Consider the following 14,213-nt stretch of genomic DNA (forward strand, 5'->3'; position numbering starts at 1 on the left):
GTTTTCCGGGCGGCTCACTCGTCGTCTTTGGACACGATTGGTCGAGGCCGCCTCAGCGAGCCCACCACCAAACTGCAATGTTCAAGGACGTGTTCATGGGCGAAATTGTTAGCGTGAGATCGGATCGAGCGCAAGAGCCGAATCCGGGAATGAAAAAAGGGCGGCCCGATGGCCGCCCTTCATATCTTTATGCCACCGGTTCAGAATCTGGCCTTCGCTGTCACCATGAAGGTACGACCGCGACCGGTATCGATCGCTGTGCTCTGGATCGTGCTGGAAGCCGGCGTGTAGGTCTTGTCGAAGACGTTCGTCACGCTCGCCGTCAACTCCAGCCCATTTTCCCACTTGTAATTGGCAAAGAGGTCGACAACGCCATAGCCACTCATGAATCGTGGGCGCCCGGCATTCGTTGCATTGATTTGCCCGATGTCAGCCTTTCCGGCAGCGTAGAGGCGCGTGCCGAGTGTCAGGCGTTGATCTTCAAGGAAGCGCCCACCCAGCGTACCGCTGAAGATGTTTTCCGGAAGATAGCTCTGCACACCGAAGCCGTTGACCTGCGACGGCAGATCGGTGTCGGTATGGGTATAGGCAAGATCGCCGAAGACGAAGCCCGCGTCGTACGCCGCCTGGATTTCAATGCCGCGAACGTTCGACGTACCGGGGTTGTTGACGAAGAAGGTCTGCCTGCCGCCTCCGGCAAACGCACCGGTGATGTAGTTGTCGATGTTGTCGTTGAAGTAGTTGGCTTTGAAGCGGAAGCTGTCGCCTGCATCCAGAATGCCATCCAGCTTGATGTTGGCGCCGACTTCCCAGCCCTTGGAGGTTTCCGGCTCCAGGAAAGGATTCGGGAAAAAGGTCTGGCCGGTAGAACCGGGATGTGAGCCGCCAGCGAAGGTTTCATTGATGGTCGGCGCGCGCTGGGTCTCAGCATATGTCACATAGGGCTGGAACCACTCGGTCGGATTCAGCGCAAAGGTGACACTGGGGTTCAGGCGCCCGTCGGACTTATCGACGCTATAAGGACCGGCCGGCATGCCCAGCGGATTGCCTGCGACAACAGAACCCGAACCGTCAAGATTGAAATGATCATAGCGCAGGCCAAGCGTCAGATCCGCCATGCCGTAGGTCAACGTGGTTGTGTCGAAGACGCCGAGGATGCCGCTCTTGCCGCTACCGTTGACCCCACCCAAGGGCTGCGTCCGGCTGTTGATCACGTCGTAATCGTCGTGGAAATACTCGACACCATAGTTCGTCGAGACGGCGACGTCGCCAATGTCGAATTTGGAGGTGTTGGAGACGTCAAAGCCAATCCCGGTATCGGTAATCCGGCGACCGGCGGCCGCACCGCCGCCCGTGGCGTTCGTGTCATATTTCATCTCAAGGCGGTTGTAGTAAAAGTCCGTCTTGAAATCGATCAGCTCGTTGTCGCCGGGCGTATAGGCGTAGCTCGCGGCAAACGTCTTGTTCTTGACGTTCTGGAAATAGGAATTCGCCAAGAAGTTGTTGTCGTAGGTGATGCCGCCGAGTTTGATCGTGTTTTCCGCATTTGGCGTAATCTCAGCCTTCAGCATGCCGGAAAGCAGATCCTGTTCGGTGAAAGGCACGGTAACGCCGTCGCCGTTTTCGTAGTTGCCCGGATCGCTCTTGCTGATACCGCCGAGGACGGCAAAGACATCATTGAACCGATAGGCGCCAATGGCCGATTCGGACCAACCAAGTTCGTTGGTTCCGACCGTCGCTGAGACGATACCACCGTAGTTCTTGTCGTCCTGGATCAGATCGTCGATCTCGTAGGTTCGGAAATTGACTGTCCCGGCCAGTGCACCGCCGCCGATACCGGTGACTGCACCGCGGGTCACGTCGATGCCTGCCAGGAAGGCTGGATCCACATAGGTAAATCCTTGCGCCTCGTGGCCGGTGAAGCGGAAATTCTGGCGAACGCCATCGATCGACATGTTGACGCGGCCGGAGCCTTCGAAGCCGCGAATATTCACGGCCACCCCCGGGTTCTGGGGGTTGTTGGCCGTCGACGTTCCCGGAACACTGCGCAGCAGATCATCAGTGCCCTGACCGGACTGGAGGTTGATCTGGTCCGCGGTGACCGTGCTGGAAGGACCGGCCTTGTTGTAGGGATCGTTGGCCGCCTGCCGGCTGCCCTTCACGATGATTGGCGAGAGGAAGGTATCGCCCTCGTTCTTGGCCTTCTGCTCTTCGCCCGTCTGGGCAGTCGAAGGCGCGCTTTGCGCAAAAGCGATGGCGGAAGGCAAAACAATGGCGAGCGTTGTGCAGGCGAGTAGAACCGAGCGCGAGTGCCGGACGATCATGAAATCAACCCCTTGAGAAAATATTCACCGGGCTGGCTGGTCGTGACGCGGTTGCGTTTTCGATGGGCTGGCTAGGCTTTCTGGCGACGTTTTTCGCCTTCTTTTTGCCGCATAAAAAACATGAGTTTAATTGTCAATATATCGGTAGGCAGCCATCTTGATTTAATAACTCATATTTTCACCGTAGCGATCAACGTTGCGAAATTGCAACGAAAACCGCATCCGCACGTTCCCCTCCCGGGTCAACATACAACGGGTGGATGCGTGAAGAAAATCATCGTGATTCTAGCGACACTGGGCTGCATTGGGCTTTTGACCGGCGCTCGTCTGCCGGACGAGGGCCCACTTCCTGCGGTCCGTCCAGGTCAATCCAATACGGCGGCCCCCACCCCGCAACTTCCCCCGATCCCTGAACCGAAACCGGAGCGAAGCGATGCTGACACACCGCCCGCCAAACAGGGGCCTCCCGATTTTTCCAACCAGCCGGAAAAGCAGGGGCCGAAACTTCCCTCGCAGCAGACGCTGGAAGAGCAGCATCTGACGATCGCCGCAGAGAGCGATGCCGAGCATTCGGAATGTGAAAGGGAGCTTCAGATCCTCGGCGTTGTCTTCAAGGACATCGCGCGCATCGACGATGGCAACGGCTGCGGAATCGACAAACCGATCAAGGTTTCCGAGGCTTTGCCGGGAATAAAATTGAAGCCGGAGGCGGTGTTTCGCTGTCCTGTCGCTCTCGCCTTGGCCCGCTGGATGAAGGAAAGCGTCATCCCGGCGGCAAGCGTCGCCGCAAAGGACCAAGGCCGCATCGTCGCCGTCAATCAGGCTTCCTCCTATATCTGCCGCCTGCGCAATGGCGCGGAAACCGGCAAGGTTTCCGAGCACGCGCGCGGCAATGCGATCGACATTGCAAGCTTCAGCTTCGAAAAAGGCAAGGAGGTCGCCGTTCAGCCGCGCCGGGAGGATCCAACGCTGATCGGCGCCTTCCAGCGGATGATCAGCGCCGCCGGCTGCCTCTACTTCACGACGGTGCTGGATCCTGACAGTGACGCAGCCCACGAAACGCACTTCCACCTCGACGTGTTGGAGCGGAACGGAGGATATCGCTACTGCCATTAGAGCGCCGTGCGTTCGAATGGGCGCACGTGCTTTCCGAAAATCGATTCCGATTTTCGGGCTGATGCCGTAGCTGGCGTCGCCACCTAAAGGCCGATCTCCCGGTTCAATTACCCGCGCGCCGCGTGCAGACATAGGGTTTCTTCATGCAGGCGATCGTCGGCGTCGAGCAAGCGGCTTTGCCATCGACCACAGCGCAGGTCGAACACTGATCGCTAAATTCCATGCAATCGGGATGACGTTTCATGAAATCGGCCATGCTTTCGCCAGCCTGCTCGTCGGCCATCGCGCTGTTGGCGATGAGCAAAAGGACCGCTGCCGCTGCGAAAGCACAGCGTCGAGTAAAGCCACAGAGCGACATCGTCGTTTCCAATCCAAGCCGGGTGAACCGCATCAACTCCTTGCGTTGCTGAAAGGTTCAGAACAACCCCTCGATATAGCCCTGGTCATTGAGGTAGATGCGCTCCGCCGAGGGCGATCTCGGCAGACCTGGCATGGTCATGATTTCGCCGGTGATTGCGACCACGAAGCCGGCTCCCGCCGAGAGGCGGACTTCGCGCACCGGCACGATATGTCCTTCCGGCGCGCCGCGCAGGTTCGGATCGGTCGAAAAGGAGTATTGTGTCTTGGCCATGCAGACCGGCAGGTGCCCGTAACCCTGCTCCTCCCAGGTCAGCAGCTGGTCTCTCACAGCCTTGTCCGCCGTCACCTCACCCGCGTGATAGATCTTCGAGGCCACGATCTCGATCTTCTCGAACAGGGAGACATCGTCGGGATAGAGCGGCTCGAATCTCGACTGTCCCGATTCCGCAAGCTCGACCACCTTGTAGGCAAGCTCCTCGATGCCGGCAGAACCCTCGGCCCAGTGCCGGCACAGGATCGCCTCCGCCCCGAGGCGGGAGACATACTCCCTCACGGCTGCGACTTCCGCATCCGTATCCGAGACAAAATGATTGATGGCGACGACGACGGGAACGCCGAACTTGCGAACATTGGCGATATGGCGGCCAAGGTTGGAGCAGCCCTTCTTCAGCGCGGCGACATTCTCCGTTCCGAGATCGTCCTTCCTCACCCCGCCATTCATCTTGAGCGCGCGCACCGTCGCAACAATGACGGCGGCATCGGGCTTCAATCCGGCTTTGCGGCATTTGATATCGAAGAATTTCTCGGCACCGAGATCCGCACCGAAACCGGCTTCCGTCACGACGTAGTCGCCGAGCTTCAACGCCGTCTTGGTGGCGATCACCGAGTTGCAGCCATGCGCAATATTGGCAAAGGGGCCTCCATGCACGAAGGCCGGATTGTTTTCCAATGTCTGGACGAGGTTGGGCTGCATGGCGTCCTTCAGGAGAACCGCCATCGCGCCGTCCGCCTTCAAGTCGCGGGCATAGACGGCCGTTTTGTCGCGGCGGTAGCCGACGATGATATTGCCGAGACGCTCCTCCAGATCATTGAGATCCCTGGCGAGGCAGAGAATGGCCATCACCTCGGAAGCCACCGTGATGTCGAAGCCGTTCTGCCTGGGAAAGCCGTTGGCGACGCCGCCCAGCGAGGAGACCATCTCGCGCAGCGCACGGTCGTTCATGTCCATCACGCGCCGCCACGTGACGCGCCTGAGATCGATATCCTGTTCGTTGCCCCAGTAGATGTGATTGTCGATCATCGCGGCGAGCAGGTTATGGGCGGAGGTGATGGCGTGGAAATCGCCGGTGAAATGCAGGTTGATGTCCTCCATCGGAATGACCTGCGCATAGCCGCCGCCCGCAGCGCCGCCCTTCACCCCGAAGCATGGTCCGAGCGAAGCCTCGCGGATGCAGACGATGGCCTTCTTGCCGATCCGGTTCAGCCCATCGCCGAGGCCGACGGTGGTCGTCGTCTTGCCCTCGCCTGCCGGTGTCGGATTGATTGCTGTGACGAGGATCAGCTTGCCATCGGGCTTGTCTGCCTGCGCGGCAATGAATTGGGCACTGAGCTTGGCCTTGTCATGCCCGTATGGCGCCAGTTGTTCGGCCGGGATGCCGAGCTTTGCACCGATTTCGAAGATCGGCTTCTTCTCCGCCGCGCGCGCGATCTCGATGTCGGATTTGTATGCTGCCATCCCCGTTTCCCCACTCTTCTCTGCGCTCGATCGGCGCCGCATATGTTTCAACGGGATAGCGAAATATGCCGCGACTGTGAATAGTGCGCTCGTTGCCCGACGCTCGTCCAAGCCGCTATCCGTCAGACATCGAACCTATCCATTGCGAGGACAAAACATGAAATCACTCGAACTCATCGAGTGCATCATCCTTTCGAACTGACCAAAAAGCGAGATGACGGACACGATCTGATCCCGAAATGATTCGAAAGTCCTGGCGCCTGGCCGCGGGCGCCCGAAACTTCGGCCCGCGCGGGCGCTCACGTCGCCTTCGCATGGATGGAATGGGCCACGCCGTCTCCTTGGGTTGCGTTTCCAGCGGGCACGAAAACAACCATAGGCCGATCCCTGTGGTTAAAGTAATACAATTGCAATTAATCACTGCGCGCCGCGCTGTTTCGCACTAGCAAATATATCAGTTTGCATATTCTATGGCGCTGATATGAAGGTAAGCAGGGACGCATTCATGTCTTACATGACGACCTCGGAACGGCAGCTGTCTCTCGTCACGGAGATTTCAGCGGCCAACACCAGGGCCGAATTCGCACAAGCTCTCGTTGGGGCAGCACGCGCTTACGGTTTCCGGCATATAACCTTGATGCATGCCCCCCGCTCCCGAAAGCATTCTTTTCAAAACCCTTGTCATCGAAACCTCGCTTCCATCTGCATACTTCAACCAGTTTGACCGCGCCCGCATCATGCGCCTTCCGACGCTGTCGACGGGAATGGGCGAGTCGGCGCTGCCGCGTTCCTGGAACCTTTCCGACAATGCCTGCGACAGTATTTTCCCGGATGAGTTGAGCAAGCTTCTGCGCGCCTTCGGCATACCGACGGGCGTCGCGGTGCCCGCCTATACACGCGACGGTGAGCGAATCCTGTTCTGGCTGGCGGGCGAGCGCCCACCGCTCGGGCAGACGGAGCTCAACGAACTCACGATGGTGACCCTCCATTTGCTCGACGCGTATCACCGCACGAAGCAATCGAAGCTCATGGAACACCCGCCCCTTTCTGCCCGCGAACGGGAGGTCGTCCGCTGGACGGCACAGGGAAAAACGTCGATCGAGATCGGCCAAATCCTTTCGCTATCCGATCACACCGTGAACGCCTATATGACAAGCGCCATCAAAAAGCTCGACTGCGTGAACCGGACGCAGCTTGTCGCCAAGGCGATCCGGATGAAACTGATCATCTGAACAAGGTGCTCAGCGATCGAGTACGGAGCGAATCTCGACGAGATTCGACCGGACGCGAAGAATGTAGAAGCCCATCGTCGCCAGATGGCTCGGCATGATCCAGCCGTCTTCCCGGCCGTTGGAAATAATTGCCGGCTGGATCTGCAACGCCGCCTGGAACTGCCTCATCGTTGCGCTAAAGATTGCGCCCAGATTGCGCTCCGCGACGACTTGAGAAAAGTCGGATTGTGCGGCCGCAAGGATCGCGTAGTAGGCATAAAGCTGACCGTAGGCGAACCAGAAGCGGTCGTCGGCGCGTGTATCGAACCAGCCGCGATGATGGTTCTGCGAGCGGTCGGCGAGCACATCAGAGGTGCTACCGAGATCGTTGGCGATGCGGTCGATGAACTGGATCAGGTTGTCCGCGCGTCCATCGAAGATCGCGTTGCAGGCGGCTAGATCGGCATTGAATTTGCGCAGGCTTTCGAGAGCGGAGCGATAGTAGCTTGGTGACGGCGTCTTCGGCCCGAACGGATCAAGTCCGAAATACCAGCTGTACTCGTCGAACTGCAGATTGCCGCGCGCCCTTTGCAGATCGTTGTTGATCCCCGACGTGCCCCGCACGCGGCCAAGCGTATCGACGAGTTCGACCGAGGTGCGACGAACCGCCTGGTTCACGCCACGCTGAAACGACGCCTTGTTGTCGAGGAACGGCGTGTGATCCCAGTCGACGCCGAAGAAGCCGAGACGATAGAGGAGCATGGAGGAGATCCACGCATTCTGATTGACGTTGAAGTCCGTCAGATCGGCCGCGACATCGACGATGGCCGAGCGCTGGCAGGTCTTGGTCGCCGACCCGCCTGTTGTCGGCAGTTCCTGACCGGCAGGAACCTTGCGCTCCGAAAGTCGGTACTCGTTGACGAAAGCAGGGTTGAATCCGGACCAGACCTGTGTCTGCCAGATGAAATAGCAATAGAGAACAGCAAGCAGCCCGATCAAGCCAAGGATTGGCAACCGGACCATCCATGTGCGCTGTACATACCAGCCACGGGCGGCGATAAATGGCCAGAAAGCCCAGGCGAAGAAGATCCGCGCAAAGCGTGCGATGGTCCGGCCGATCAGCCTGAAAAAACCGGCGATCCGGTCGAGCATCGTCTTCTCCTTGCCGTGATGGGCGAACGTTGTCTGCGCACTGACATATGCGCTCGCTCCGGGAAGGACAATATCATGCTGATATTATTGTTTCTTCGCCGAGAGGCTAAGAGCGCAAGAAGCGCAAGCGCAGACGCTTGGAGATTTTCGTCGTATCGATGATCGGCCCGCCGGAGCTTTCCTCCGGCTCCTGCTGGAAGGCCCCGAACTTGCTCGCGAAGACGGCGTCCGCCATCCGCTTGCGATGCTCCAGTTCCTGCGGCACCAGCATGTTACGCTCAAACAGTTCGATCGGACCGGCAATGGCGGGAAAGAGTTCGGCTGAAATCTGGACTTTCGAACCCGGAATGTCGGTGTCCACCTGTGCCTGATAGATCAGCAGTCGCTCTTCGGTGTCGATCACCATCTTGCGGCTGAGGGCGTTGCACTGGCCGACCTGGCTATTTAGCGCATCGACGAAAACCTGGAAGAGATTGATGAAGCGTTCGCGGCGCTGGCTATCCTCGCGCATTGCGCGTTCTTCGTCGGCAACGCGGCCAGCGTCCGCCTTCAGGGCGCGCCGCTCTTCTTCCATGCGCTCCCATTCGGCCCTGCTTCCGTAAAGGCCAATCCTGCCCTGCGTCGTGAGCGCCCTGGCATTCAATTCACGGATGCGCAGGCGCGCGATATCGATCTTGTCGACAAGCCGACGGCGCTGCTCGACGACACCGATCAGCCCATGCTCCCCCAACTTATGAAAGTCGATGCCGATCGCGCGGTAGCTCGCGATGACACCCGTGGTGGCATCCGACTTCACCAGCAGGTCGCGCAGCCGTTCCACGACAGGAGCAGCGCGCACCCGCGCGCTATGGCGACGCCACATGCGCTGGCGCGAAAAGCGACCGATGAATTTTTCGCCCGCGGTCAGGCCACGGAAGCTGTCGAGATCCGACGAAACCTTGATCGTCAGCGTATCGAGGACGCAAACGAGTTCCGCGAGGAGATTGGTCAGGCTCGCGCCGTTTGCGACAAACGCCTGGAAGCGGCCGTTCTCGACAAGAAAGCGCTCATCGTCGACCGCGGCCCCATGGCGTGCAAACTCGCTGATGAAGTCGACGCAGACCCTGGCTTCAAGACGCAACTGTTCCACGAGCGCTCGCGCGGCTTGCAGCTGCGTGTCGAAGGAAAAAGGCTTGCGCACCGGGACGCCTCCATCAATCCGTTATGGCGAAATGAATCGGTTAGGGCGAAACTAGCGCATAAGCCGCCGAACCGGAATCGATTTGAGGAACGATCATAGCGCTTCGGCGAGCCATTCCCCGTTCATGGCGTCATCCCAATGGCGCCGGCACAGGGACACGTACTTTTCGTTGCCGCCGACGTCGATCTGTGCGCCTTCGCGCAGCACCTTTCCTTCTGCGTCGAGGCGCACCACCATCGTCGCCTTGCGCCCGCAATGGCAGATGGTCCGGACCTCGCGCATCTCGTCAGCGATCGCGAGAAGCTCCTCAGACGCGGGAAACAGCTTCCCTTGAAAATCGGTCCTGAGCCCATAGACCATGACTGGAATGTTCATGCGGTCGACGATCCGGGCGAGCTGCCAGACATGCGCGCGCGTCATGAAGTGAGCTTCGTCGACGAAGACGCAAGCGATTGGCTCCCCCTCCTTGCTGAGGTCGCCGATCAAGGCCTGCAAGTCCGCTTCCGGTTCGAAGGCGACCGCGCTCGCCTTGAGCCCGATGCGGGAGCCGATAATCCCCTTTCCGACGCGCTCGTCGAAGGCCGCAATCAGCAAAACGACACGCATGCCGCGCTCCTCGTAATTATAGGAGGCCTGCAGCAGCATCGTCGACTTGCCGGCATTCATGGTCGAGTAGTTAAAATAGAGTTTTGCCATCGTTTTCTCCGTCCTTCGCTTCTTGGAAGCTCGAAACTGCGAAGAAAAGTCCCTCATTTTGATAATCACAGGAAAATCGAGGCCAGAAACCGTCAAAACCCTTGAAAACCCGGCATTCCGCGAAAAATGCCCTACGTCGCAATCGGGTACTGCAATGCGGCGCAAACGCGCTCGGGTCGCTTGTAAAACTCGGCTATTGGTGATTGGCTTGGGAACGCAAGACTGGGAGTCAAAAATGAAAACGACAAGCGCATTCAAACTGACCACCGCCACCGCAGTTGCCGCCCTCTCTGTCGCAACAGCAGCATTCGCCGCAGATCCCGATAGCTGCTCGGCCGTGCGTCTTTCAGACGTCGGCTGGACGGACATCACCGCCACCACCGCCACCGCCGCAGTCATTCTGAAGAACCTCGGCTACGAGCCGGATGTCAAGGTTCTCTCGGTTCCGGTCACCTATCAGTCGATGAAGAACAAGGACATCGACGTGTTCCTCGGCAACTGGATGCCGGCCCAGAAGAAGGACGTCCAGCCCTACCTCGATGAAAAGACTGTCGATTCCCTCGGCGTCAACCTCGAGGGCGCCAAGTACACGCTGGCAACCAATGCCAAGGGCGTTGAACTCGGCATCAAGGATTTCGGCGACATCGGCAAGCACAAGGACGAGCTCGACGGCAAGATCTACGGGATCGAGCCGGGCAACGACGGCAACCGCCTCGTCATGACCCTGATCGAAAAGAACGAGATGGGAATGGGCGGCCTTGAACTCGTCGAGTCCTCCGAACAAGGCATGCTGGCGCAAGTCGCCCGCGCCGAGAAGGAAGGCAAGCCGGTCGTATTCCTCGGTTGGGCGCCCCATCCGATGAACGAAAACTTCAAGATGAGCTATCTGACGGGCGGCGACAGCACCTTCGGTCCGAACTTCGGTGGCGCGACGGTCTACACCAACACCCGTGCCGGCTACACCGCCGAATGCCCCAACGTCGGCAAGTTCATCTCGAACCTGAAGTTCAATCTGGAAATGGAAAACCAGATCATGGGCAAGATCCTCAACGATGGTGAGGATCCGCAGGTCGCCGCGACCGAGTGGCTGAAGGCAAATCCGAACGCAGTCGATCCCTGGCTCGCAGGCGTCACGACGAAGGACGGCAAGGACGCCCTTGCCGCCGTGAAGTCGGGCCTTGGCCTTTGAAACTGATGAACGGGGCGGCCCTCGCCGCCCCTTCTTGTTTCACCTCGATCTTTGCTCTTTCGGATAGGCGCGCTCCTTGAATTGGATCACCGACTATAAAATTCCTATTGGCCCGTTCGCCAAATCGACCGTCGATTGGCTGACATCGAGCGGCGAGTGGTTTTTCGACCAGCTTGCATTCTTTTTATCGCACGTTATCAATGCGTTGCTCTTCATTCTGCAAGCCCCGCATCCGCTCATCGTGCTGGCTGCGATCGTTGGGATCGCCTATTGGCTGCGCCGCTCGATCGGCGTCGCGGTCTTCACCCTGCTCGGCTTGCTGCTGATCATGAACCAGGGTTACTGGAAGGAGACGACGGAAACGCTGGCGCTCGTCCTGGCGTCGACCTTCGTCAGCATGGCGATCGGCATTCCGCTCGGTATCGCCGGGGCCCGACGCGCCTGGGTGTTTTCCATCATGCGGCCGGTCCTCGACCTGATGCAGACGATTCCGACCTTCGTGTACCTCATCCCAGCGCTCATTCTCTTCGGCCTCGGCATGGTTCCGGGCCTGATCGCAACCGTCATTTTCGCGATCCCCGCCCCGATCCGTCTGACGCGCCTCGGCATCATCTCGACGCCCTCCTCGCTCGTGGAGGCCGCGGAATCGTTCGGCGCGACGCCAATGCAGGTGCTGCGCAAGGTCGAGCTTCCCTTCGCCATGCCGCAGATCATGGCCGGCCTCACGCAGACGATCATGCTTTCTCTCTCGATGGTGGTTATCGCCGCGCTCGTCGGCGCCGATGGTCTCGGAAAGCCGGTGGTGCGCGCGCTCAATACGGTCAACGTCGCCATGGGCTTCCAAGCGGGTCTCTGTATCGTCATCCTTGCGATTATTCTCGACCGCATGTTCCGTGCGACAGGTGAAGGAGAAGGCGTATGACCGCGGTCCGCTTCGACAACGTCAGCATCGTCTTCGGCGACAAGCCGGAAAACGCCCTCGCCTTGGCCGATCAGGGCAAGAACCGCGACGAGATCGGTGCTGCGACTGGCCTCGTTCTCGGCGTGGCGGATGCCTCGCTCTCGGTTCAGGAAGGCGAGATTCTGGTCCTCATGGGACTTTCGGGCTCGGGTAAGTCGACCCTGCTGCGTGCCGTGAACGGGCTGGCGCCGGTCGTGCGCGGCGAGGTATCGGTGGCAACATCGAATGGGCCTTGTAATCCCTACAAGACCACTGCGAAGGGCTTGCGCGACTTGCGCATGCATACCGTTTCGATGGTCTTCCAGCAGTTCGCGCTGCTGCCGTGGCGCACCGTAGCGGAGAATGTCGGCTTCGGCCTTGAGCTTGCGGGTATGGCGGAAGCCGAGCGTAAGAAGCGCGTGGGCGAACAGCTCGAGCTCGTCAACCTGACGAAATGGGCCGACCGCAAGGTCAACGAGCTGTCCGGCGGCATGCAGCAGCGTGTCGGCCTGGCGCGTGCCTTTGCGACGGGTGCGCCGATCCTTTTGATGGACGAGCCGTTCTCGGCGCTCGATCCGCTGATCCGCACGCGCCTGCAAGATGAGCTTCTCGAGTTCCAGCGGCGGCTGAAGAAGACCATCCTGTTTGTCAGTCACGATCTCGACGAGGCGTTCCGCATCGGCAACCGCATCGCCATCATGGAGGGCGGGCGCATCATCCAGTGCGGCACGCCGCAGGAAATCGTCAAGAACCCGGCCGACCAGTACGTCGCCGATTTCGTCCAGCACATGAACCCGATCAGCATGCTGACCGCGCAGGACGTGATGCAGCCCGGGCTCGGTCATGCAGCGGCCGGCGCCAGCGTCAGCGGCACGGCGCGTGCCGAGACGCCACTGATCGACATTCTCGATGCGCTGTCGCGCCAACCTGGCAGCATCGGCGTCGTGGAAAACGGCGCCATCGTTGGCACCATCTCGGCGCAGGATATCGTCGAAGGCTTGACCCAGCACCGGCGCAAAGAACAGGCTTGATCCCGCCGTCCGCTTCCGCCAGAAAGTGGACATGAAAGATCAAGCATCCGTTCTCAGGGAAACGGACGGAGAAGCCCGCAAGCTCGCTCGCACGCTTCTCCGCTCCGCCCGCTACGCCGCAATTGCCGTTCTCGACCCCGGGACCGGCTTCCCCTTTGCGAGCCGCGTCCTGCTCGGCACCGACATCGATGGCGTTCCCGTCATTCTCGTCTCGGGTCTGTCGACGCATACGCGTGCGCTCGACGCCGATCGTCGCGCCTCGCTCCTGACGGGTGAGCCCGGCAAGGGCGATCCGCTTGCCCATGCCCGCCTGACAACCCAATGCCTTGCAGAGCCGGTCGAGCGCGACAGCGAGGTCCATGCGCGAATTCGCAGCCGCTTCCTCAACCGCCATGCCAAGGCAAAGCTCTACATCGATTTCCCGGACTTCCGCTTCTTCCGGCTTGTGCCGCAGTCGGCAAGCCTCAATGGCGGATTTGGTCGCGCCTATGTTCTGGAAGGCGACGACCTGACGATTCGATCCTGCGGCAGCGAGGCCGTGGCGGCGCAAGCCGACGCGATAGTGCAAGAATTGCTAGGTAAGCGCCCCGATTTCGCCGCGACGATCGCAGCCGGCCTGAAGGCTGGCAACGGTGATTGGCGCATTTGTGGAGTCGATTGCGCCGGTTTCGATCTGATTTCGGGAGACTTTCTCTTGCGTTGCGAGTTTGACGCCGTCGCGCAAGGGGTTGAGGACATTTATTCACATATATCTAACATAAAATCCGCAATACCTGAAATTTAGCTATATACAATCTTGACGCGGTATTGATAGTTTCCGGCGTCCGGCATTGAGCGGGAACATGCGTTTTTGAAATTAGTTTCACATCGGGAAGAAGGTATGGACACAATCGATTTAACCGCCAACGCAAACGTTGCAGCTGCCTTGTTGTCGGCCATGGCAAATCCGAAGAGACTCCTCATTCTGTGCAACCTCGTTAAGGGGGAAATCCCGGTCGGCGCGCTCGCGCAGCAGGTCGGTTTGAGCCAGTCCGCTCTCTCGCAGCACCTGTCCAAGCTGCGCGCGCAGAAGCTGGTAAAGACGCGCCGTGACGCCCAGACCATTTACTATTCCAGCAATTCCGAGCCGGTTCTCAGGATCCTTGAAGCCCTCACCGACATTTATGCCGTTCAGAGCCGCGCAAAGTCTGCGGCGTAAGGACGCGCTGACATAATGTCAGCCTATAAGTCGCGCTGCCGAGGGGATGTATCCCGGAATAGTGCGGCATTTCATTTCAGC

Annotated in this window: 12 protein-coding genes and 1 pseudogene; 7 read left to right on the forward strand and 6 right to left on the reverse strand. The window is 59.4% G+C overall.

The features are described from left to right. Positions 1-200: 200 nt before the first annotated feature. A complete protein-coding gene (locus BSG20_RS07875) occupies positions 201-2,324 on the reverse strand; it encodes a TonB-dependent receptor domain-containing protein (protein WP_072373134.1) in 2,124 nt (707 codons plus the stop codon). A gap of 264 nt (positions 2,325-2,588) precedes the next feature. On the opposite strand from BSG20_RS07875, the gene BSG20_RS07880 reads away from it, so the two are divergent. After that, positions 2,589-3,440, forward strand: a complete 852-nt coding sequence (locus tag BSG20_RS07880; protein ID WP_072373137.1) for an extensin-like domain-containing protein — start codon at positions 2,589-2,591, stop codon at positions 3,438-3,440. Between the two features lie 103 nt (positions 3,441-3,543). Here the strand turns inward: BSG20_RS07880 and BSG20_RS07885 are convergent, their stop codons facing one another. After that, positions 3,544-3,831 carry a hypothetical protein gene (locus BSG20_RS07885; protein WP_244541281.1) on the reverse strand — a complete coding sequence of 96 codons (288 nt, stop codon included), beginning with the start codon at positions 3,829-3,831 and terminating at the stop codon, positions 3,544-3,546. A 24-nt stretch (positions 3,832-3,855) separates the two neighbouring features. Further along, the gene (locus BSG20_RS07890) at positions 3,856-5,535 is read right to left on the reverse strand and encodes a formate--tetrahydrofolate ligase (RefSeq protein WP_072373143.1); all 1,680 of its coding nucleotides are present in this window, start codon (positions 5,533-5,535) and stop codon (positions 3,856-3,858) included. Positions 5,536-6,040: 505 nt separating this feature from the next. Here BSG20_RS07890 and BSG20_RS07895 point away from each other — a divergent pair. Beyond that, positions 6,041-6,767 (forward strand): annotated as a pseudogene (locus BSG20_RS07895) (helix-turn-helix transcriptional regulator). A gap of 9 nt (positions 6,768-6,776) precedes the next feature. Here the strand turns inward: BSG20_RS07895 and BSG20_RS07900 are convergent. The 3 genes from BSG20_RS07900 to BSG20_RS07910 all read right to left on the reverse strand — a co-directional run bounded on the left by BSG20_RS07900 (position 6,777) and on the right by BSG20_RS07910 (position 9,774). Beyond that, a complete protein-coding gene (locus BSG20_RS07900; protein ID WP_072373146.1) occupies positions 6,777-7,898 on the reverse strand; it encodes a DUF2333 family protein in 1,122 nt (373 codons plus the stop codon). Positions 7,899-8,004: 106 nt separating this feature from the next. Then, positions 8,005-9,078: a hypothetical protein gene (locus tag BSG20_RS07905; RefSeq protein ID WP_072373149.1), complete on the reverse strand. Its 1,074-nt coding sequence runs from the start codon at positions 9,076-9,078 to the stop codon at positions 8,005-8,007. A gap of 93 nt (positions 9,079-9,171) precedes the next feature. Continuing rightward, a complete protein-coding gene (locus BSG20_RS07910) occupies positions 9,172-9,774 on the reverse strand; it encodes a thymidine kinase (protein ID WP_072373152.1) in 603 nt (200 codons plus the stop codon). Positions 9,775-10,009: 235 nt separating this feature from the next. On the opposite strand from BSG20_RS07910, the gene BSG20_RS07915 reads away from it, so the two are divergent. The 5 genes from BSG20_RS07915 (at position 10,010) to BSG20_RS07935 (ending at position 14,132) form a co-directional block, all read left to right on the forward strand. Continuing rightward, positions 10,010-10,963, forward strand: coding sequence for a choline ABC transporter substrate-binding protein (locus BSG20_RS07915; RefSeq protein WP_072373154.1), 954 nt, complete (start codon positions 10,010-10,012; stop codon positions 10,961-10,963). 76 nt (positions 10,964-11,039) lie between these two features. Continuing rightward, entirely contained in the window at positions 11,040-11,885 is an 846-nt protein-coding gene (choW, locus tag BSG20_RS07920; protein ID WP_072373157.1) for a choline ABC transporter permease subunit, read from the forward strand. Continuing rightward, positions 11,882-12,934 carry a choline ABC transporter ATP-binding protein gene (choV, locus tag BSG20_RS07925; RefSeq protein WP_072373160.1) on the forward strand — a complete coding sequence of 351 codons (1,053 nt, stop codon included), beginning with the start codon at positions 11,882-11,884 and terminating at the stop codon, positions 12,932-12,934. The genes choW and choV overlap by 4 nt, the downstream gene beginning before the upstream one ends. Before the next feature lie 31 nt (positions 12,935-12,965). Beyond that, the gene (locus tag BSG20_RS07930) at positions 12,966-13,718 is read left to right on the forward strand and encodes a HugZ family pyridoxamine 5'-phosphate oxidase (RefSeq protein ID WP_072373163.1); all 753 of its coding nucleotides are present in this window, start codon (positions 12,966-12,968) and stop codon (positions 13,716-13,718) included. 96 nt (positions 13,719-13,814) lie between these two features. Continuing rightward, the gene (locus tag BSG20_RS07935; RefSeq protein ID WP_024313935.1) at positions 13,815-14,132 is read left to right on the forward strand and encodes an ArsR/SmtB family transcription factor; all 318 of its coding nucleotides are present in this window, start codon (positions 13,815-13,817) and stop codon (positions 14,130-14,132) included. The last annotated feature ends 81 nt before the right edge of the window (positions 14,133-14,213 follow it).

The sequence above is a fragment of the Rhizobium tibeticum genome, assembly GCF_900110205.1.
GTDB classification, from domain to species: domain Bacteria; phylum Pseudomonadota; class Alphaproteobacteria; order Rhizobiales; family Rhizobiaceae; genus Rhizobium; species Rhizobium tibeticum.

Excerpts from the sequence above, each read along its gene's own strand:
- BSG20_RS07910 (WP_072373152.1), bottom strand. The coding sequence starts at position 9,774 with ATGGCAAAACTCTATTTTAACTACTCGACCATGAATGCCGGCAAGTCG.
- BSG20_RS07935 (WP_024313935.1), top strand. The coding sequence starts at position 13,815 with ATGGACACAATCGATTTAACCGCCAACGCAAACGTTGCAGCTGCCTTG.
- BSG20_RS07915 (WP_072373154.1), top strand. The coding sequence starts at position 10,010 with ATGAAAACGACAAGCGCATTCAAACTGACCACCGCCACCGCAGTTGCC.
- BSG20_RS07930 (WP_072373163.1), top strand. The coding sequence starts at position 12,966 with ATGAAAGATCAAGCATCCGTTCTCAGGGAAACGGACGGAGAAGCCCGC.
- BSG20_RS07885 (WP_244541281.1), bottom strand. The coding sequence starts at position 3,831 with ATGCGGTTCACCCGGCTTGGATTGGAAACGACGATGTCGCTCTGTGGC.
- BSG20_RS07875 (WP_072373134.1), bottom strand. The coding sequence starts at position 2,324 with ATGATCGTCCGGCACTCGCGCTCGGTTCTACTCGCCTGCACAACGCTC.
- BSG20_RS07890 (WP_072373143.1), bottom strand. The coding sequence starts at position 5,535 with ATGGCAGCATACAAATCCGACATCGAGATCGCGCGCGCGGCGGAGAAG.
- BSG20_RS07900 (WP_072373146.1), bottom strand. The coding sequence starts at position 7,898 with ATGCTCGACCGGATCGCCGGTTTTTTCAGGCTGATCGGCCGGACCATC.
- choV (WP_072373160.1), top strand. The coding sequence starts at position 11,882 with ATGACCGCGGTCCGCTTCGACAACGTCAGCATCGTCTTCGGCGACAAG.